The organism is Actinomyces sp., from assembly GCF_030530635.1.
In the GTDB taxonomy this organism is placed as follows: Bacteria; Actinomycetota; Actinomycetes; order Actinomycetales; family Actinomycetaceae; genus Actinomyces.
Genome location: NZ_JAUMUL010000005.1, coordinates 32,120 through 51,612, shown reverse-complemented (window position 1 = coordinate 51,612; position 19,493 = coordinate 32,120). Strand labels below are relative to the sequence as shown.

Below are 19,493 nucleotides of genomic sequence, written 5' to 3'. Positions count from 1 at the left end.
GGATGCCCTGCCGACGAGCCGGACGCGCTCAGATGTTGCGCGTCACCTTGCCGGCCTTGAGGCAGGACGTGCACACGTTGAGGCGCTTGGGGGTGCCGTTCACGAGAGCACGTACACGCTGAATGTTCGGGTTCCACCGGCGGCTGGTCCGCACATGGGAGTGCGAGACGCTCTTGCCGAAGACGGGGCCCTTGCCGCAGACGTCGCACACAGCAGCCACGGTTCCACTCCTGAATCTTCTTGGTGTAAGCGCGCGGGCTTTTTCCCGGCGCCGGGTCGACCGCCCGGCGACACGGGTCGCGGGCAACCCCAGCACTTTAACCGAAACGGTGCGCCGCCCCAAGCCGACGGGGTATGGGCTCGGGCACACGCCCGGTCGTGCCCTGAAGCGCGATCACACCTCACCCACTACTCTGATCCCAGTGGATCCACATCGGTTCAAGCACGATCCTGAAGCGGATGGTGCGTCGATGTAGGTCTTCGGCCCACTACCGCATGGGAGGACAGGCGTGGCAGAACGCTCGGGCACCGTTCACGCCGGCGCACGCGTCATCACCGCGCCGCTGCTGCACACCTGGCTCGACGCCGCCCGAACGGTGGCCGAGTCCACCCGCGACCTGGTCGACTCCCTGAACGTCTTTCCCGTGCCCGACGCCGACACCGGTACCAACGTACTGCTCACCGTCCGCTCCGCCTGCGACGCGCTGGCGATGCTGCCGCCCGGGGTCGACCTGGCCCAGGCGGCCCGCGCCGCCGCTGATGGCGCCATACGCGGCGCCCGTGGCAACTCCGGACTGCTGATCTCACAGGTGCTGGCGGCGCTGGCGGACGTGTGTGCCGAGGCGCCCGACCCCGCCGCGCTGCGCCCCGTTGAACTCCTCCACGCCTACGAGCGTATCGCCGCCACCACGTGGAGCGCGGTTTCGCGGCCTGTGGCCGGCACCCTGCTCACGGTCGCCAAGGACGCCGCCGAAGGTGCCCGCTCGGCCTTCAAGGAATCGACCGCCGCCACACCGGTGACGCTCTCCAACATCGCGGCCTCCGCGGCCTTCGGCGCCCAGGAGTCCGTGGTCGAGACGGCAGGCCTCGGGCACGGAGCGGTTGACGCCGGCGGGGCCGCCCTGATGCTTATGTACACCAGCCTTTCCGACGTCATCAATGGAGTCGATGCGGCCGATTCGCGCGCCGCCGACTCCACCGCGCTGCCCTATACGGATGTTGCCCGCCAGATGCTTGACGACCTGGTCGCCGGCGCCACCCACGGCGCCAGGGCCCGTGACGGCGAGGGGGCGTTCTCCACCGGTGAGTTCGAGGTCATGTACCTGCTGGAGGCCACCGCCGCCCAGGCTGCCGCCCTGCGCCAAGACCTGGAGGCCATAGGAGACTCCGTGGGCGTGGTCGGCACCCCCGACGCGCTCGGCGTGGGCATTTACCAGGTTCATGTCCACACCGACACTCCCCGCTCCGCCCTGCCCCGCCACGGCCGTGCCCGCCAGGTGTGCGTCCACCATCTGCACCCGACCGCCCTCGCCCTGGCTCCGGCCTGGGAGGCGGACGAGCCGCCCCTGCCCACCGCCACCCCTGCAGACGGGCGTGTGGTCTCATTCGAGCGCCTCGCCGCCCGCCGTGGCCCGCGGGCCGAACCCGAGGCCGGCCGGGAGGGCACGGGCGCCGAGTCGCGCGGTGCGCGGGGCGTCGGGGTGATCGCCTGCACCCGCGCCCCCGGCCTCATTGAGCAGTTCGCCCGCACCGGTGCCGTCGTGGTGCTGAACCCCGAACGCGACGGCATCGTCCGCGCCGCCGGCGACCTGGGCGCCGCCCAGACCATTGTCCTGCCCTGTGACCCACAGGCCGCCACGGATGCTCACGAGGCCGCCCGCTTCCTGGCCGCCCGCTCCGCCGTCTCCTCAGTTCGGGGCGCCGGTAGCGGCGAGACCACACGCATCGTCCCCGACGGCGTGCGCCTGCTGGTGTGCGACACCGACGATGAGGCCCGGGTCCTGGCGGCGGCCGTAGCCGTAGCCGGGCAGGGTGAACGCGCCGAACTTGGCGAGCTGGCCACCCGTGCCGGCGGCGTGGCCGCAGCCGTGCGCACTACGGCGCTTTCCGGCGCGGAGGCTGAAACCGATGCCGTTGCCGCCGTCCTGGCTGCGGCGCTGCGCCCGGATGACGAACTCGTCACCGTCATTCTGGGCCGCGATGCCCTGCCCGACGTCGGCGCAGTCGCCGCCGGAGCAGTCGCCCGCTACGCCGAGCGACAAATCGGCAGCGCCGACGCCATCGAGGTTGTCATACACGCCGGCGCCCAGGCGAGCCCCGACGTCCTAGTCGCCATCGGGTGAGACCCATGGCACCCACCACGACCAGCGCCTCCAGGCGCGCCCCCCGCGGCGCCGTCCCCCCGCTTGACCGCCCGCTGGACCGATTGATCGGCCGAGCCACCGCCAACCAGTTGGCCAAGCAAGGCGTGACCACAGCTCGCGGCCTGCTGCGCCTGTTCCCGCGCCGCTACGACACCTGGGGCGACCTGACCGACCTGCGCACCCTCAAGGACGGCGAGCAGGCCACCATCCAAGCGCAGGTGGTGCGCGCCGCCGCCCGACGCACCCGCGGCGGCCGTCCGCCGGCCCTGCTGGAGGCCACCGTCACCGATGGGGCGACCACCATGGATCTGGTCATGTTCGGCAACCCCGGCCAGATGCGGCACCGCGCCGAGCAGCTCGCCCCCGAAACCACCGTGCTTCTCAGTGGCAAGGTGGGGCTGCACCGTGGCCGGCGACAGCTGGCCGCCTCCCGCTTACAGGTCCTAGATGAACTCGACGAAGCCGAACGCGAGGCGCTCCTGGCCCGCCCCATGCCCATCTACCCGGCCACCGAGGCCATGCCCTCCTGGATGGTGGCCCGGGCCGTGCGCGCCGTCCTGGATCAGGTCGATCCGGGCGATGTTCCCGAACCACTGCCAGAGCAGGTGCGCATCGCCGAGGGGCTGGTCGACGCCCTGACCTCTTACCGGTGGGTGCACACACCCGAGGAGGCCTCCCAATGGCGGGTGGCCCGTCGTCGTCTGCGTCATGAGGAGGCTTTCGTGCTGCAGGCGGCTCTGGTGCAGCGGCGCATCCAGCATGCCTCCGAGCACACCGCCGTCGCCTGGCCGATACCCGGGTCGGACTCGCTATTGTCCGATCTGGACGCCGCCCTGCCGTACACGCTCACCGCCGGGCAGACGCGCGTCGGCGCACAGATCTCCGATGCCCTTAACTCCACCGCACCCATGCAGCTGCTGCTCCAGGGGGACGTCGGAAGCGGTAAGACTCTCGTCGCCCTGCGCGCCATGCTGCAAGTGGTCGGGGGCGGCGGCCAGGCCGCCCTGTTGGCTCCCACCGAGATCCTGGCCGCCCAACACCGCGCCTCCCTGGAGGCCCTGCTCGGTCCGCTCGCGCGCGCGGGCATGCTCGACGGGGCACAGCGCGCCACCCGCGTCCGCCTGCTGACCGGCTCCACTCCGCCCGCGCAGCGCCGCGAACTGTTGGCGGAACTGGCGGGCGGGGAACCGACCATCGTGGTGGGCACCCACGCCCTGCTGTCCCAGACCGTGCAAATCCCCTTCCTGGGGCTCATAGTCGTCGACGAGCAGCACCGTTTCGGCGTCGCCCAGCGTGACGCGCTGCGCGAGCGTGGCGGCGTCACCGACCCGACCACCGGCGCCCAGCGCACCCCCCACCTGCTGGTAATGACCGCCACTCCCATCCCGCGGACCATTGCCATGACCATCTTCGGGGACCTGGACACCGCCGTGCTCGATGAGCTGCCCGGTGGACGCAGCCCGATTGCCACCAGCCTGGTGCCCTGGGAGCGGGAGCCCTGGGTCGAGCGCATCTGGACGCGTGCCGCGGAGGAGGTGGCCGCGGGCGGACGCGTGTATGTGGTTTGCCCGCGCATCGACGTCGACGACTCCGAGGATGCCGGAGCCGACCAGGAGGAGCCGGAACCGCCGTCGGTGGCACTCCTGGACGAGGCGGGTGAGCCGTTTGAGCAGACCGCCCCGGCGCGGCCGCTTGCCGCTGTCGTCGACTGGGTGCAGCGCCTGACCGACGAGCCGGCGCTCGCGGGCGTGGGAATTGGGGTGTTGACCGGCCGGATGACCGCTGCGGAGAAGGATGCCGCCATGGAGGACTTCGCCTCCGGGCGCACCCCTGTGCTGGTCAGCACCACTGTGGTGGAGGTCGGCGTGGATGTGCCGGAGGCCTCCATGATGGTGATCCTGGATGCGGACCGCTTCGGGCTGTCCCAGCTGCACCAGTTGCGTGGGCGCGTTGGGCGCGGCGAGCGCGAGTCCGTGTGCGTGGCGGTGACGGGCGTGGAGGTGGGGTCTCCCGCCTACCATCGGCTCAAGGCCTTCGGGGACATCGGCGACGGCTTCCGCCTGGCGGAGGCTGACCTGGAATTGCGTCGCGAGGGCAATGTGCTCGGTGCTGCCCAGTCGGGGCGGCGCAGCGACCTGGATCTGCTGCGCGTGAGCCGCGACGGCGCGCTGATCGCCCGGGCGCGGGCGCAGGCGGAGGATGTCCTCGCGGCCGACCCGACGTTGGCCGAGCACCGTGACCTGGCGGCCGCCATCGCCGACCGCCTGGACGAGGAGGCGGGCGCCTACCTGGAGCGGTCCTAAGCGGGCGGGGCGGAGTCGGTGTTCAGTGCGCGGTGGGCTCCGCGGCACCGGTTTCAGTGGCGTCGTCGTCGGGCTCGGCGAACCAGAGCGTGGTCTCCCCGTACTTGCGGGTGGAGAAGCGGCGCAGGCCCGCGGGCCACTTCGGCTCGGGGGAGCGCGAGGAGCGCTCTACTACCACCACCGCGCCCGGCGCCAGCCACGGGTCCTGGTGGCGGGGCAGCGCCGTCAGCATCGCGGCCAGGGTGGCCTCGTCGACGTCGTAGGGCGGATCGAGCACGACCAGGTCCACCGGTGCCCCGGCGGCCCCGGCGAGGAAGGCCTCCACTTTGGCCGTGGCGCTGCGCACGCCGTGCAGGCCGAGAGCGCGGGCGTTGGCGTCACACACGCGGGTGGCGCGGCGCGAGGCGTCCACCAGGGTTACGTCGGTGGCGCCGCGGCTGGCGGCCTCCAGGCCGAGTGCGCCGGAGCCGGCACACAGGTCCAGCACGCGCGCGCCGTCGATGACGCCGTAGTGCTCGAGTCGGCCGAACAGGGCCTCGCGCACCCGCTCGGAGGTGGGGCGGGTGCCGCCCACGGGCACGTCGATCCGACGTCCGCCCGCGCTCCCGGCCACGATCCTGGTCATGGGGCGAGCCTACAGTGGCGAGGAATGTCCATCGGTGACCACTTTGGCGGAAAGGAGCTGTTAGCAACTAAAGGAAATTGCCTCAAAGCCTTGCAACTACGCCAACTCCGATTCGGACAATACGCCGGTGGAGGTCAAAGTGGTCACCGATGGACACTTCTCCACTCAAATCTGGCCGGCGAACACGGTTTCCCACTCCCGGGCCGAGGAGCTTCCGGACTGCTTGCCGGGCGGTCTCAAGTGAGTGGTGGGAGCCCCGCACTGGACTGCGTCGGCAGCCGGTACCTCGGTCGTCTGAAGGATGTCGTGGCGTGGCGCCTCCAGCAGCGGCAGGAACTCTTCTGGCTCAAGCCCTAGCGTGAGTGCGTAGAAGCCGGTCTGGCAGCCGACCGGTCCCCAGTCGATCTGGTGTGGTCGCGGTTGAGAGACTCCATGTCCAGAATCAGCACCAACAGACCTGCCGTGCCCAGACGAGTCCCGACGATCGTTGGCATCATACGGTTGTGCTGCCGGGCCGGGGCGCTCCGGCGTTTATGTTGATTCCGGACATGTGTCGAACCAGCTTGGCATGCGTGGCGACGACCGATCTCGATGGTCATTGCGACCGACCTCGGTGAGGGGCGGCGCGCGGCTACGCCACTGCATGTCGCTGCCAGTAGGCTTGGCGCTACGCCAGGGAGCAACGAGTGACCGGCGGGGCGGTACCGCTGCCGCTAGCCGAGGTCGGGAGGGACACACATGCCTAACATGTCAGCGACCTCTGACGGGACGCCAGGAGCGCAATCAGACGCTGTGGCGGATTCACGTCCGGATGGAGTGCCTCGCAGCCCACTGCCCGACTCCAACCCCGCGCGGATTCGGCAGCCGAGCAGTACGCACGAACCCTCCTACGACTGGATGCTCCCCACCGTGCCCGGGCCGGGGCGCGGGCGCCACCTGCCACCGCGCGCCTGGGTCGCCCCCGAAAACACCAGCGCCCCCAGCCTGAGCCTGAATGGCACCTGGGCCTTCCGGCTACACCAGCGCTCGCATCCCGAAGGCCTGGACGAGCACGGCGAGCCCCTCGTGCCGGTCTTCGACACGGCTGACGCCTCCCTGGGCCCCTGGGGCGAGATCGACCTGCCCGCCCACTGGGTGCTCACCGGCGCCGGTGAGCGCGGCCTGCCCTGGTACACCAACGTCCAGTACCCGATCCCCGTAGACCCGCCGCACGTGCCCGACGAGAACCCCACCGCGGACCACCTGCGCACCTTCACCCTCCCCGCCGACTGGCCCCTGGAACAGGCGGGTGCGCGGCAGGTGCTGCGCCTGGACGGGGTGGAGTCCTTCGCCTCCGTGTGGATCAACGACACCTGGATCGGCACCACCCAGGGCTCGCGCCTGCCCTCCGAGCTGGACGTCACCGGCCTGCTGCGCCCAGGGGAGAACACCGTCGCCATACGCGTGTCCCAGTGGTCGCCCGGTACCTATGTGGAGGACCAGGACCAGTGGTGGTTGCCCGGCATCTTCCGCGACGTCACCCTGCTGCACCGGCCCGCCGGAAGGGTCGACGACGTCTTCGCCCGTACCGACTTCGCCCCCGCCACGGGTGCCGGCACCCTTGAGGTCGACGTGGCGGCCCCACCCGGCGCCTTCCCCGTGCAGGTACAGGTCCCCGAATTGGACCTCGCCGCCGAGTTGGATGCACCCGGGACGGCCCGCCTGGCCGCGCCCGCGGTCGAGCCCTGGAGTGCGGAGGTGCCGCGCTTGTACGAACTCGTGGTCACCGCCAGGGAGGAGACCGTGCGCCTGCGCACCGGCTTCCGCCGCCTGGAGGTGGTCGGCGGTCAGGTGCGCGTCAACGGCGCCCGCCTGATCATCGCCGGCGTCAACCGCCACGAGGTCAATGCCCACCGCGGCCGCGTATTCGACGCGGACTGGGCCCGCGCCGACCTGGCCGCCATGAAGGCACACAACGTGGGTGCCATCCGCACCTCCCACTACCCGCCCCACCCGCGCCTGCTGGACCTGGCCGACGAGATCGGCCTGTGGGTCATGGACGAGTGCGACCTGGAGACCCATGGCTTCGAGGCCTACGACTGGCGGGGCAACCCCGCCGACGAGCCCGCCTGGCGCGACGCCCTGGTGGATCGCGCCCGCCGCATGGTCGAGCGCGACAAGAACCACCCGGCGATCCTCTTCTGGTCACTGGGCAACGAGTCCGGCACTGGCCGTAACCTGGCCGCCATGAGCCAGTGGATTAAGCGCCGTGACCCCGGCCGCCTGATCCACTACGAGGCCGACTTCGCCGGCGCCTACACCGACGTCCACTCCCGCATGTACCCGACCCTGGAGGAGGTCGAGGCCGTCGTCGGGCGCGGCGCGGAGGTTGCCGTCGACGGCGCTGCCGTTACGGCTCCCGCTAGCACGCCGGTGGCCGTGGCAGGGCACGCCGCCGCCCGGCTCACCCCCGCCCAAAACGTCCACGTGCGCACCCTGCCGTTCATCATGTGCGAGTACCTGCACGCCATGGGCACCGGTCCCGGCGGCATCGAGGACTACACCGCGCAGGTCGAGCCCAATCGCCGTCACCTGGGCGGATTCGTATGGGAGTGGCGCGACCACGCCCTTATCGACCCCCGCCCCGGCTCCGGTGGCGCCCTGCGCTACGGCGGTGACTTCGGCGAGAGCGTGCACGACGGCAACTTCGTATGCGATGGGCTCGTGTCCGCCGACACCACCCCCAGCGCCGGCACCACCGCCTGGGCCAACGCGGTCGCCCCGGTCCTGGCCACCTGGGCCGATGAAGCCGGCCGCGCCGGTTCCGGCGCCGGCACCGTCCGAGTGCGCAACCGCTTCCACACTCGTGCCACCGCCGGGCTCACGCTCGCCTGGCAGGTGACCGTGGACGTTTCCGACGCCGTCCCCGCATCCGCCACGGTTCCAACCCTCGGTGCCGTGACCACAGGTGAGCTTCCGCTGCCGCAGATCGCCGCCGGGCAGGAGGAGCATCTGGAAGTGCCGGCGCTGGTCGACGCCGTGGCCCGCGCCCGCGCCACCGGCCGCCCCGTCCACGTGCTCACCGCCGTGCTGGACCCGCTTATCTCCGGCGTCGATGACGTCGAGCCCCGGCAGATCGACCCGTCTACCGCCGAGTCGCTACTGGCCCAGGTGGCCTGTGCCGACGGCTTCGGCCGCCGCGTCATGTCCACCCGGGAGGTGACGCTTCCGGCCTCGGCTCCTTCGGTCCGACCCGTCCGGAGCGCTTCAGACGTATGCGGCGAGGTCCCGGTCCTAGTGCGGGGCGGCATCGACCTCGGCCCCGCCCGGCTGGATGAGCGGGGCCGGCTCCTGGAGCTGGGGGGCATTGGCGTCGTCGGCCCGTTGACCACGATCTGGCGTGCCCCCACAGACAACGACGAGGGGCACGGACCCATCGACTACTGGCACGTGCCGCCGAACCCCGCCAACCGAGGCGCCGGTGCCGGACGCCCAGGCCCCTCCTCGGCCGACCGCTGGCGCGAGGCCCGCCTGCACCTGATGAGTGAACGCCATGTGGCCACCGCCATCACGGGTGATGCCGTTGTTGTGCGCACCCATTGTGGCGCACCTGCGATGGCCTGGGCCCTGGAGACCACCACCACGCTCACCGCCGAGTCCGGCGGACTGCGGCTGCGCACCGAAATCATCCCCATCGGGGATCTGCCCGCCGTCCTGCCCCGCCTGGGTGTCCGGCTGGGACTGCCAACGTGGTTGACTCGCGCGGTCTGGGCCGGACTCGGTCCCGGGCCGGTGTACCCCGATCTCGCCGGTGCTGCCCGCCATGGCGTCTTCAGCGGCTATGTGGATGCGCTGTGGCAGCAGCCGGTCCGCCCCCAGGAGGGCGGCACTCGCGCCGGGCTGCGCCGTCTGCTGCTCGGCGGCGAGGACGCCGGACGGCTGAGCGTAATCGTTCCGCACACGGCGCCGGTGGCCTTCTCAATCAGCCCCTGGTCCTTGGAGAACCTCACCGCAGCCGCCCACGTGGAGGAACTGCGGCCGGACACGCACCTGTGGTTGCATCTGGACGCGCTCCACCACGGCATCGGTTCGCGCTCCTGCGGCCCCGACGTGCGTCCGGATGCGGCTGCCTCACCCAGTCCGGTCGTGATCGAGGCCTGGCTGGGTGCAGATGTGAACTGATGGTGCCGAGGGCACTCGAGGCGGGCACACCTGCTTCGCCGCGCCCGCTCCGCCGCATCGCAGTCTCGCTCCACTCGCCGATTCCGGCGCGCGTCCCCCGCCCGTCGTAGTCGATCCGTTAGCCTCGCGGCGTGACACTTGCCGTGTATCCCGGAACCTTCGACCCCATAACCCTCGGGCATGTGGATGTAGTCCGTCGCGCCGGTACCCTGTTCGATCGTGTCATTCTCGGTGTCGCCCATAACGCGGCCAAGGACGCATCCCGCCTGTTCAGTATTGAGCAGCGCGTCGAACTCGCCCGGATCGCTCTGGCCGACCTGCCCGGTGTGGAGGTCGCCGTCATCCCGGGCCTGTTGGCGGAGTTCTGTGCGCACCGGGGTGCTGACGCCATCGTCAAGGGCCTGCGCAACGGCTCCGACTTCGACGCCGAGATCCCCATGGCGCTGGTCAACCGTGAGCTGGGCGCCCCCGAGACCCTCTTCTTAGCCGCCGCACCCACCCACGCCCACGTGTCTTCCTCCCTGGTTAAGGACGTCGCCCGCCACGGCGGGGACGTCTCGGGCCTTGTGCCTGTCGGTGTCGCCGCCGCCCTGACCCGGGCCCTGACCGACCGGGCTCAGAACGTGGTGGGAGAACCCCCGCCCGGAGATCGCCTCCAATGCCGCCCCGAACCCCCTGCAGAACTAAAGGATGAACCGTGACCACTCGCGCCGATGCCGGAGACGACCTACTACGCATTCTCGACGAACTCGATGAACTCGTCTCCTCCGCCCGTTCGCTGCCGATGAGTACTTCCGCTATCGTCCCGCGTGAGGACGCCCGCGAGTTGATCGATCGCGCCCGTCAGGCAGTCCCCACCGCGGTACGTCGGGCTGAGGAGATCGTGGCTGATGCCGATGCCGTCCTCGCCCAGGGGCGTGAGGAATCTCAACGGATCCTGACCCACGCCCAGGAGCAGGCAGAACGACTGGTGGCCGGCGAAAACATCGTGCGCATGGCCAACGACCGCGCCGACGCGATCATCTCCACCGCCGAGGAACGCGCTGAGCGGCTGCGCCACGGTGCCGATGACTACTCCGACCGCTCCCTGGCCGCTCTGCAAACCGAGATAGACAGGCTCGCCGAACAGGTACGGGCCGGCCGTGAGGCCCTTGCGGAACGCCTGAAGGCCGGCGCGGCTGAAGACAACCTCGACGCCGAACGTGAGCGTCAGGAGGCCGCCCGTCACTTTGCCGGATGGTCCGTGGATCCGGCTACCACCCGCAACTGGAATCGGGGCGGCCGCTAGGCTGATCCCTCAACGCGCGGGTACATTACACGTCCGCAGCACACCATTCAGGAGGAATACCATGGCCACTGCGGCCGGACTCGTCGTCGACATCGTTGATCTGCCACAGCAGATCGGGGCGATCAAGAACGTCTATCTGGAGATCACCGCCCCCGCCGATCTCGGCGCCGAAATGATCGGCGCCCGCGAGGGCAGTCCCCTCGTGGTGGATGCCGAACTGACCAGCCTGGACAACGGGGTGTTGGTGCGTGGGCGTGCCAACGTCCATTTGAGCGGCCAGTGTGTGCGCTGTCTACGTGACCTGGAAGACGATACGATCGTCTCCTTCGATGAGCTCTACTTCACGGCGGAAGCGGCTCGTGCCCAGGCCGCCGAGGGGGATGAGGAGGCCGATGAGCTGTTTGTGGTTGGTGACGCCTCATTGGACCTCGAGCCAGCCCTGCGCGATGCCCTAGTGCTCGCCCTGCCCTTCCAGCCGCTGTGCCGCGAGGACTGCGGCGGGTTGTGCCCGCAGTGCGGCCAGCGCCTGGACGATCTTCCCGCCGATCACCACCATGAGCAGCTGGACCCCCGCTGGTCCGCGTTGGCGGCGCTGCTGCCCGAGGTGACTGAGACCGCGGACGAGGAGCGCGCGGCGGTGACCGACGACGAGGACGACCGCTGATGGCGTCGCGTCGCAAGAAGCGAAGCACACCCGTGGCGCGCGCGGATGTGGAGACACTCGTCTTCCGCTGGGGTGAGCGCATTGAAGCGGACTTGCTCGACCTGGCCCTGACCCACCGCTCCTGGGCGCACGAGCATGGGGGACTGCCCACCAACGAGCGGCTGGAGTTCCTGGGTGACTCGGTGCTTGGCATCATCGTCACCGAGAATCTGTACCGCACCCACCCGGACTTGCCTGAGGGCCAGTTGGCCAAGATGCGGGCCGCGACCGTTTCCGAGCCGGCGCTGGCCGCTGTCGCCCGAGATCTGGGCCTGGGTGAGTTCATCAAGCTCGGTCGTGGGGAGACGCTGTCCGGCGGCCGTGATAAGGACTCCATCCTGTCCGACACCGTCGAGGCGCTTATCGGCGCGACCTACCTGACTGCCGGGCTGGAACCGGTGCGAGCCGTCGTCGAGCGCCTGGTGGCCCGCTTCCTCAACGACGCCTCCATGCGTGGGGCGGGTTTGGACTGGAAGACCAGCCTGCAGGAGCTCACCGCCGTCCATGGTCTGGGCAACCCCACCTATGCGGCGACCAGCACCGGCCCGGACCACAGGCGTGTGTTCACCGCCCGTGCACTCGTAGATGGTCGGGTGTGTGGCGAAGGGGCCGGCAGTTCCAAGAAGGCAGCCGAACATTCCGCCGCCGAGGCCGCCTATGCCACCATCCTGGCCGCCCACGGTGATGGAGGCCTGAACCTTCCCGGAGTCAACGAAGCCTTGCGTGCCGACCTGGCCGCGGGTACCGCCGGCGCGGAGTCGGAGGTTGACGGACCGGACTCGCGCCGCTGAATCCCGATGCCGGAACTTCCTGAGGTTGAGACCGTCCGCGCCGGATTGGCCCGCCACTTGACGGGCCGGGCCGTGGCGCGTGTGGAGGTTTTCGATCCCCGTCCGCTGCGGCGTCAAGAGGGAGGGGCGGATGCCTTCGTGCGGCGGCTGACCGGCCGTACCTTCAGTGCAGTGGTACGCCGCGGCAAGTATCTGTGGCTGCCGCTCGACGACGGAGCCGCACTGGTCGCCCACCTGGGCATGAGCGGGCAGCTGCTTGTGCGCGGTACCGCCGCCGGCCGGGACTCTGACGTAGATGATGCCGGCGCATTCCTGGGCAATGCCGATGCGCCCCGCGTGGACCTGACCGCCACGCGCGCCCCGCATGCCGCCGCCGCACCGCCGACGGCGGACCTATCCGGTATACGACCGCGTCACCTGCGCGTGCGCCTGCACCTGAGCACCATCCCCGGTGACGCCCCTGGAGGCGCCGCCCTCGACCTGGTGGATCAGCGCATGTTCGGCGGCCTGCGCGTGGCCGCCATGGTGCCCACCGCGGACGGGGCGCCGGGCGGCGCGGGCAGTCCCGACCCACTGATACCGGCCGATGTCACCCACATCGCCCGCGACCTGCTCGACCCGCACCTGGACCGTCCCGCCTCCGTGGCTAAATTGCGCCGGTCCAACCGGGCCGTCAAGACTCTGCTTCTCGACCAGGGTATCGTCTCCGGCATCGGCAACATCTACGCCGACGAGGGATTGTGGGCCGCCCGCGTGCACGGCCTGCGTCCGGGCAAGGCGCTCGGACCGCGGGTGACCGCCCGCCTGCTGGAGGCCACCGGCGAGGTCATGGAGCGGGCGCTGGCCGTGGGCGGCACCAGCTTCGACGCCCTGTACGTGGACGCCGACGGCGCCGCCGGCTTCTTCGCCCGCTCCCTGGCCGTCTACGGGCGAGCCGGACAGGAGTGCCGACGCTGCGGCGCGCTCCTGCGCGCCGAGACGATCGGGGGCCGCAGCCACGTGTTCTGCCCTCGCTGCCAGACCCGGCCGCGCCATCCGCTGCGGGCCGGTTCCTGAACAATAGGTATCTGACTGTGACGTAGGTCCCCGCTGCTGATAGTCTCCGGTCTATGCAGAGTGCTCCCGCGCCCGAAACGGTCCGCGTCATGATCGTGGACGACCATGAGATCGTCCGTCGCGGTATCGCCGAGATCATTGAGCGCGCCGACGGGCTCGATGTGGTAGCCGAGGCCGGCTCCAAGGCGGAGGCCATCCGCCGGGCAGAACTCATGCGCCCCGACGTGGTACTCGTAGATCTGCAGTTGCCCGACGGCACCGGTATCGAGTTCATGCAGGCCCTGCGCGAGTCCGTGCCCGAGGCACTGCCGATTGTGCTGACCTCCTTTGACGACGACGAGGCACTGGCCGAGTCCCTCGACGCCGGCGCCAGGGCATACCTGCTCAAGACGGTCCACGGCGCCGAGATCAGCGACGTGGTGCGGGCGGTCGCCTCCGGGCGGGTGCTGCTGGACGAGCGCACCGTCACACGCCGTCGCGCGGATCACGACGATCCCACCGCAGACCTGACCAATGCCGAGCGCAAGGTACTCGAACTCATCGGCGACGGTCTGTCCAACCGGGAGATCGGCGAGCGGCTCGGGGTCGCTGAGAAGACCGTCAAGAACCACATCACCTCCCTGCTGGCCAAGATGGGCCTGCAGCGGCGCACCCAGGTCGCCGCCTGGGTGGCCGGGCAGCGCGCCTCCGGCTGGCGGCGCAAGTAGCGGGTGCCTGCGGGCCGCTCATGGGCAGGCCCTGCCAGATCGACCGATCTCGGCACGTAACTTCTACCGATCTCGGCGATTTGGGTGGTCAGGCGCCCAGGCTCAGGTCAAGCCCGGGCACGGTCCGCGGCTCCTCCAGCGGCACCCGCCAGGTGAAGCAGGTTCCCCGCCGTTCGCCGTCGGAGCGGGCCCGCGGGCCGATCACGAAACTACCGCCGTGGCGGCGGGCCCGTTCGGCCATATTGGCTGTCCCCGAGCGGCGCGTGACCGTCGGATCCACGCCCACGCCGTCGTCCCGGCACACGACCTCCACCACGGGTTGACCTCGGAAGGGTTCGGCATCCCCGGAGGCGGCGCCGTCCTGACCGGCCGGCGGCTGGGAGGTGAGCAGACCCTCCACCTTCACATCCACCGTCACCGAGGAGGCGCGGGCGTGGCGGGCCACATTCGACAGTCCCTCCCGCACCACGGCGACGATGTCGTCAGCGGTGTCCGGTGCGACTGCGGCGTCGATGACGCCGATGAGCTCATCCTCTCGATCCCGTTCTGCCTGGGCCAGGCCGTGCCCATCGACGGTGAGTATCAGGGAGGGGGCGAAGCCCAGCGAGGTGCGGGCCAGTGAGGCCTCCCGTCGCAGCCGCTCCACCACGCTGACGTCCTCGTCGCGATCTCGCAGGGAGCGCACGATCGAGCGGATCTGCCGGACTGATTCGTCCACCGCCGCCAGGGAGGCATCCAGTGCTCGGCAGGCGACCGACATGTCGGTGCCGGACGCCGCACCCTCCGCCTGCAACCGGTCGCGTGCCGCCGAGAGCTGCATACCGGTGGCGAACAGCTGTTGGATCGCCAGATCGTGCAGATCGCGGCCGATCCGGGCCCGCTCATCTAGGAGCGTGGCCATCTCCTCGGCGTGCTGGGCGTCCGCCAGTTCGAAGGCCATGGTCGCCTGCCCGGCCACCAGTTCGGCGATCTCCAGGTCCTGCCGGGTGAAGCGTTCGGCGCCCTGCTCACGCAGCAGCAGCATCACACCCACACCGCGGCCCCGGTGGATCATGGGTGCGTACAGGGCCGGGCCGAACTGGGACAGCTCCTCGACCAGCAGGTCCGAGGCCCCCCAGGCGTCCGCCAGGGAGTCCTCGATCAGTCCGGTTCGGCGTGCCAGCGTCTTCAGAGCGCGACCCTCCGGGGGGAAGAAGGTGCCCACCAGCTCCTCGGCGTGCTCCCCGTCCGCGATCTCGCAGATCCAGGTGTTGCCAACACTGGGCAGCACCAGGGCGGAGGTATCGGCGTGGGCCACCTCCCGTACACGGTGGGCGATCAGGGTCAGGGCGTCTCCCTCATCGGCCCCTGACAGCAGCAGGGTGGTCAGTTCCTGGGATACCGCCATCCACTGCTCCCGGTCACGGGCCTCCCGGTACAGACGGGCGTTCTCCAGCGCCACGGCCGCGGCTTCGGCGAGTGTGAGCACCGCGGTGACATCCGCGTCGGTGAATCCGCCGTGCTTGTCGCACAGGAACAGGCGCCCATACACCTGTCCGCGCACCCGTAGTGGGGCGGACAGGATGGCGCCGCAGCGTTCGCCGTCATGGGAAGGAGTGTTGCGGACGACGACGCCGGACTCCTCCGGACCGGCGCCGGGCGCGCCTACCAGCATGGTGGCCAGCTCGTCCGTAGAGGCGGTGGCGGTGCCGGTGGTCAATGCGGAGGCGGTGGCAGGATCGGCGGGCCCGGGGACGGCGATGGTCCCCCAGGCGGCGCCGGTGAGCGCACAGGCGGAGTCCACCAGCCGGTTCAGGGCCTCCGGGACCTTCAGCGAACTCGTCAGTCGCAGCGCGGCGCGGAACAGGCCTACGGTTCCACCCGTCGGCGCGGCGCCGGGGCTGCTGGGGTAGGAAGGCGTATCAGACATGAGTCTCCTGCTCCTGCTCGAGGGACCAGCAGTATTCGGGGTCGACGGCGGCCAGATGCCCGTGCGAGCCGCGCCGGGTGACGGTGGCGGGTGCGTCGATAATGGGGCGGTCGGGGCGGCCCAGGACCAGTACCTCATCGGCCTCGCCGAGGGCTGACAGGCGGTGGGTGATCAGCAGGACGCCGCGGGCTTCGGCCAGGCCGGGCGCGCCGGCACGCAGGAGGTCCCCCACCAGGCGGTCGGCGGTGGCGGCATCCAGATGCTCTCCGGGCTCGTCCAGCAGCATCAATGGGGCCGGCGCGGCCAGGGCTCTGGCCAGCAGCAGGCGGCGGCGCTCCCCACCGGAGACGGTCGTCGCATCCGAGCCCAGGCGCGTGTCCAGGCCATCGGGCAGGTGCGTCAGCCAGTCTCCAAGTCCGGCGCGGCGCAGAAGGTCCTCCGCCCGCTCGGGGGTGAGCGAGCCGTCGGCCACACGCAGGTTCTCCAGGACCGTGGTATCGAAGATGTGCGCGTCCTCTGCGGTCAGGCTGACGCGTCCGGCCGCCTCGGCCCGTTCGGCACTCCAGGGCGGGGCGCCGTCCAGGGTCAGCTCGCCTCCCCGCGGTTCCAACAGTCCCGCGAGGGTGAGCAGCAGGGTGGTCTTACCGATTCCGGACGGGCCCACGACCGCCAGGCGGCGGCCCGGGGCCAGGTCCAAGTCCACGTCGTCAACGAGAATCGGTCCGTCCGGCCAGCCCACCGCCAGGCCGCGGGCCCGTAGACGCGGCCCGTGCGGGCTTACAGCGGGCAGCGGCCGCGGGATGGGCGTGGCGGCGGCTGAGGACTCGGCATCCTCAATCAGTGCCACGACACGCACCGCCGCACCGGCGGAGGTGACCAGCTGCACGCAGGCCGGCCCCAGTGCGGCGGAGGCCTCGAAGGCGCTCAGCGGCACCAGCGCGATCACCGCCAGCAACACCGGTGCCAGGCGGCCGTCGGTGACTGCCCGAGTGCCCACCAGCACATTGCCCAGAACCGCCATACCCATGGCGGCGGTGTCGATGACGGCGGCGAGCGCCGCCGGCCGGGCGCCCAGGTCACGGGTTCGTGCCAGCCGCGTCTCCAGCTCGGCCAGTGCGTCCATCGAGCCGGGCATACGACCGCTAACCCGCAACTCGTCGGCTTCGTCCAAGACGTGCATCACGGTGGCGGACAGGTCGGTGGTCTGCTCCTGGCGGGCCATTTCGGCGGCACGGGCGGCTCGGATCGTCGCCAATGGGCCGGCCACGCCCGAGACCAGCAGGCAGACCCCCAGGATCGCCCCGGCCGGGGGATACACGAGTCCCACTCCCACGCTGGTGGCCGCTCCCAGCGCGGCGGCGACCGTGATCGGCAGCAGGGAGCGCACCACCAGATCTCCGACGGCATCCACATCGGCCCCCACCCGGGCCAAGACGTCTCCGCGGCGCAGACCGGCGATCGTGTCGGTGCGGGCGGAGGCCAGAATCTCGTACAGGCGGGTACGCAGAGCACTCATGCCGCGCAACGCCGTGTCGTGAGACAGCAGACGCTCGCCATAGCGCAGTACCGAGCGGGAGATACCGAACAGACGCACCGCCACCGGGGCGACCCCGAGTGCCACCACCTCCGATGCAGTGGCGGCGCGGGCGATCATCCATGCGGCTACCGCCGACAGAGCGACGGCACTGGCAAGTCCAAGCACGCCAACGGCCACCGATGCGGTGAACCGGGCGCCATCCAGGTCGAGCAGAGTGACGGCGCGCCGCAGGGCGCGGCGTTCGGCCCGGGTCAGGACGGCAGTCATCGATCGCCTCCGGCGAATACGAGCGTCTCGGTGGTGGCTCCCGAGCCGGATTCTTCCGGCTCCAACCCGGGGGAGGAGCGGGAGACGACCGCGAACACGTCATCGGCCATGGCCACCAGCGCGCGCCGATGCGCGATCACCACAACAGTGCGGCCGGCCGCGCGCAGGGCGGCCACGGCGTCGAGCACCTGGGCCTGGCCGGCTGCATCCAAATGGGCGGTGGGCTCGTCCAGCAGCACTAAAGGAGCGTCAAGGGCCAGCGCCCGGGTCAGGGCCAGGCGTTGGCGCTGCCCCACCGACAGGCCGACTCCGCCCTGCCCCACACGCGTATACCACCCCTCGGGCAGAGAGGCGAGAACCTGATCGAAGCCGGTGGCCGCGGCTGCGGCATCCAGGGCGGGTGGGATCCGAGCGGGTGCCCCGGAGCGGGTGTCGGGCTCCCGGCCGAGCACATTGCCCAGGACGGTTCCGGGGACGATTGCAGGGCGCTGCGGCACCCAGGCGATCTGTTCCCACCAGGAGGCGGGATCGACGTCGGCCAGGTCCACCGCCTCGCCGTCGGCCGCGATGACCCGGATTGTGCCCCGGTCGGGGGCTAACAGACCCAGCAGCAGCTGGGCTGCGGTGGTCTTGCCGGCCCCGGAGGCGCCGGTGAGCGCCACCACCCGCGCGGGCCGGATCTCGACAGTCAAATCGGCGGGTGCCCAGGCGCCCCTGGCGGCCACTGACACCTGCTCCAGCACGATCCGGGCCATACGCAGGTCGGGCGCGGGCGTCGTACCCGGCTTCGGCACCGCCCTGTCCAGCACAGTGAAGACCGCCTCGACGGCCGCCACACCATTGGCGGAGGCGTGGAACTGGAAACCCACCTGGCGCAGGGGCTGGTAGACCTCCGGGGTGATCATGATGACCAGCAGCCCGGTGGCCAGATCCATGCGCCCATACAGCAGCCGAAAACCGACCTCGACGGCGACGATCGCCACGGACAAGGTGGTGATGAACTCCAGCACCGCCCCCGACAGGAAGGCCACCCGCAGCGTGGACATGGTGGTGGCGTTGTAGGCGCGGCCCAGTTCGCGTACCCGCCGGGCGGGGCCGGCCTGCCGTCCCAGCGCCTTGAGGGTGGGTAGGCCCGACAATAGGTCCAGCAGCTGACTGCCCAACCGCTCCATGGTGCGCAACCGCGCGTCGGAGTGCGCTTGGGTGAGGCGGCCGATGAGAATCATGAACACCGGGATCAGGGGGATCGTGCAGGCCACCGCGATCGCGGAGGGCGGGTCCTGCGTGAGCAGCACCAGGCCGGTGGCCGGAGTTACGGTAGCGGCCAGCAGCAGTTGTGGCAGGTACCGGGTGAAGTACGGCTCCAGGTCGTCCAGGCCGCGCGTCAGCAGGGTGGCGGTGTCGGCGCCGTGGACCGCGCGCCAGCGCGGCCCCAGAACGGCGGCACGATCCAGCACCTGCCGACGCAGGTCTACGGTCACGTCCATGGCAGCCCGGTGGGCCCGCGACTCCTGCACGTACAGCATTACTGCGCGGGCGATCACCACCCCGGTCAGTGCAGCCGCCGTACCCCGCACCTCCGACGCAGTCGCGGCCCCGGTTATGACGGGAGAGATGGCATGGGAGATCAGCCAGGCCTGGGCGACGACGAGCAGTGCGGTGAGGGCGCCGGTGATCGCCGTCGTGGCGATATAGCGCCGGGCAGCGGCCGCGTAGCGCATGAGGCGGGGATCCAACGGCTTCACCCCAACAGGATAATGCCAGAGTGGGACCGTAGTCCTGG

Annotated in this window: 14 protein-coding genes and 1 pseudogene; 9 read left to right on the top strand and 6 right to left on the bottom strand. The window is 70.6% G+C overall.

What is annotated here, in order from left to right; genetic code table 11:
- Positions 1-28: 28 nt before the first annotated feature.
- Complete coding sequence (gene rpmB / locus Q4A20_RS02665; RefSeq protein ID WP_073327266.1) at positions 29-220, bottom strand: 50S ribosomal protein L28; 192 nt, start codon at positions 218-220, stop codon at positions 29-31.
- A gap of 289 nt (positions 221-509) precedes the next feature.
- On the opposite strand from rpmB, the gene Q4A20_RS02660 reads away from it, so the two are divergent.
- Together Q4A20_RS02660 and Q4A20_RS02655 are read left to right on the top strand one after the other, a co-directional pair.
- The gene (locus Q4A20_RS02660) at positions 510-2,342 is read left to right on the top strand and encodes a DAK2 domain-containing protein (RefSeq protein WP_303119955.1); all 1,833 of its coding nucleotides are present in this window, start codon (positions 510-512) and stop codon (positions 2,340-2,342) included.
- 74 nt (positions 2,343-2,416) lie between these two features.
- Positions 2,417-4,666 carry an ATP-dependent DNA helicase RecG gene (locus Q4A20_RS02655; RefSeq protein ID WP_303120025.1) on the top strand — a complete coding sequence of 750 codons (2,250 nt, stop codon included), beginning with the start codon at positions 2,417-2,419 and terminating at the stop codon, positions 4,664-4,666.
- Between the two features lie 22 nt (positions 4,667-4,688).
- On the opposite strand, the gene rsmD is transcribed toward Q4A20_RS02655, so the two are convergent.
- Together rsmD and Q4A20_RS02645 are read right to left on the bottom strand one after the other, a co-directional pair.
- A complete protein-coding gene (gene rsmD / locus Q4A20_RS02650; RefSeq protein ID WP_303119953.1) occupies positions 4,689-5,291 on the bottom strand; it encodes a 16S rRNA (guanine(966)-N(2))-methyltransferase RsmD in 603 nt (200 codons plus the stop codon).
- 165 nt (positions 5,292-5,456) lie between these two features.
- A pseudogene (locus Q4A20_RS02645) lies at positions 5,457-5,696 on the bottom strand (S-ribosylhomocysteine lyase); the annotation flags it as partial.
- A 387-nt stretch (positions 5,697-6,083) separates the two neighbouring features.
- Here Q4A20_RS02645 and Q4A20_RS02640 point away from each other — a divergent pair.
- The 7 genes from Q4A20_RS02640 (at position 6,084) to Q4A20_RS02610 (ending at position 13,997) form a co-directional block, all read left to right on the top strand.
- Positions 6,084-9,452, top strand: a complete 3,369-nt coding sequence (locus Q4A20_RS02640) for a glycoside hydrolase family 2 TIM barrel-domain containing protein (protein WP_303119951.1) — start codon at positions 6,084-6,086, stop codon at positions 9,450-9,452.
- Positions 9,453-9,583: 131 nt separating this feature from the next.
- Positions 9,584-10,153, top strand: coding sequence for a pantetheine-phosphate adenylyltransferase (gene coaD, locus Q4A20_RS02635; RefSeq protein WP_303119948.1), 570 nt, complete (start codon positions 9,584-9,586; stop codon positions 10,151-10,153).
- The gene (locus Q4A20_RS02630) at positions 10,150-10,740 is read left to right on the top strand and encodes an ATPase (RefSeq protein WP_303119946.1); all 591 of its coding nucleotides are present in this window, start codon (positions 10,150-10,152) and stop codon (positions 10,738-10,740) included. Before coaD ends, Q4A20_RS02630 begins: the two co-directional genes overlap by 4 nt.
- 61 nt (positions 10,741-10,801) lie before the next feature.
- Complete coding sequence (locus tag Q4A20_RS02625; RefSeq protein ID WP_303119943.1) at positions 10,802-11,404, top strand: DUF177 domain-containing protein; 603 nt, start codon at positions 10,802-10,804, stop codon at positions 11,402-11,404.
- Positions 11,404-12,234 (top strand): ribonuclease III, encoded by an 831-nt coding sequence (rnc, locus tag Q4A20_RS02620; protein WP_303119942.1) that lies wholly within the window; start codon positions 11,404-11,406, stop codon positions 12,232-12,234. Before Q4A20_RS02625 ends, rnc begins: the two co-directional genes overlap by 1 nt.
- 6 nt (positions 12,235-12,240) lie before the next feature.
- Positions 12,241-13,290 (top strand): bifunctional DNA-formamidopyrimidine glycosylase/DNA-(apurinic or apyrimidinic site) lyase, encoded by a 1,050-nt coding sequence (gene mutM, locus Q4A20_RS02615; protein WP_303119940.1) that lies wholly within the window; start codon positions 12,241-12,243, stop codon positions 13,288-13,290.
- A 53-nt stretch (positions 13,291-13,343) separates the two neighbouring features.
- Positions 13,344-13,997, top strand: coding sequence for a response regulator transcription factor (locus tag Q4A20_RS02610; RefSeq protein WP_303119939.1), 654 nt, complete (start codon positions 13,344-13,346; stop codon positions 13,995-13,997).
- An 88-nt stretch (positions 13,998-14,085) separates the two neighbouring features.
- On the opposite strand, the gene Q4A20_RS02605 is transcribed toward Q4A20_RS02610, so the two are convergent.
- From Q4A20_RS02605 to cydD, 3 genes are read right to left on the bottom strand one after another with little or no spacing between them, the layout of a single operon-like run.
- Positions 14,086-15,906, bottom strand: coding sequence for a GAF domain-containing protein (locus Q4A20_RS02605; protein WP_303119938.1), 1,821 nt, complete (start codon positions 15,904-15,906; stop codon positions 14,086-14,088).
- Entirely contained in the window at positions 15,899-17,710 is a 1,812-nt protein-coding gene (gene cydC / locus Q4A20_RS02600; RefSeq protein WP_303119935.1) for a thiol reductant ABC exporter subunit CydC, read from the bottom strand. The genes Q4A20_RS02605 and cydC overlap by 8 nt, the downstream gene beginning before the upstream one ends.
- Positions 17,707-19,455 carry a thiol reductant ABC exporter subunit CydD gene (gene cydD, locus Q4A20_RS02595; protein ID WP_303119933.1) on the bottom strand — a complete coding sequence of 583 codons (1,749 nt, stop codon included), beginning with the start codon at positions 19,453-19,455 and terminating at the stop codon, positions 17,707-17,709. Before cydD ends, cydC begins: the two co-directional genes overlap by 4 nt.
- Positions 19,456-19,493: the final 38 nt, after the last annotated feature.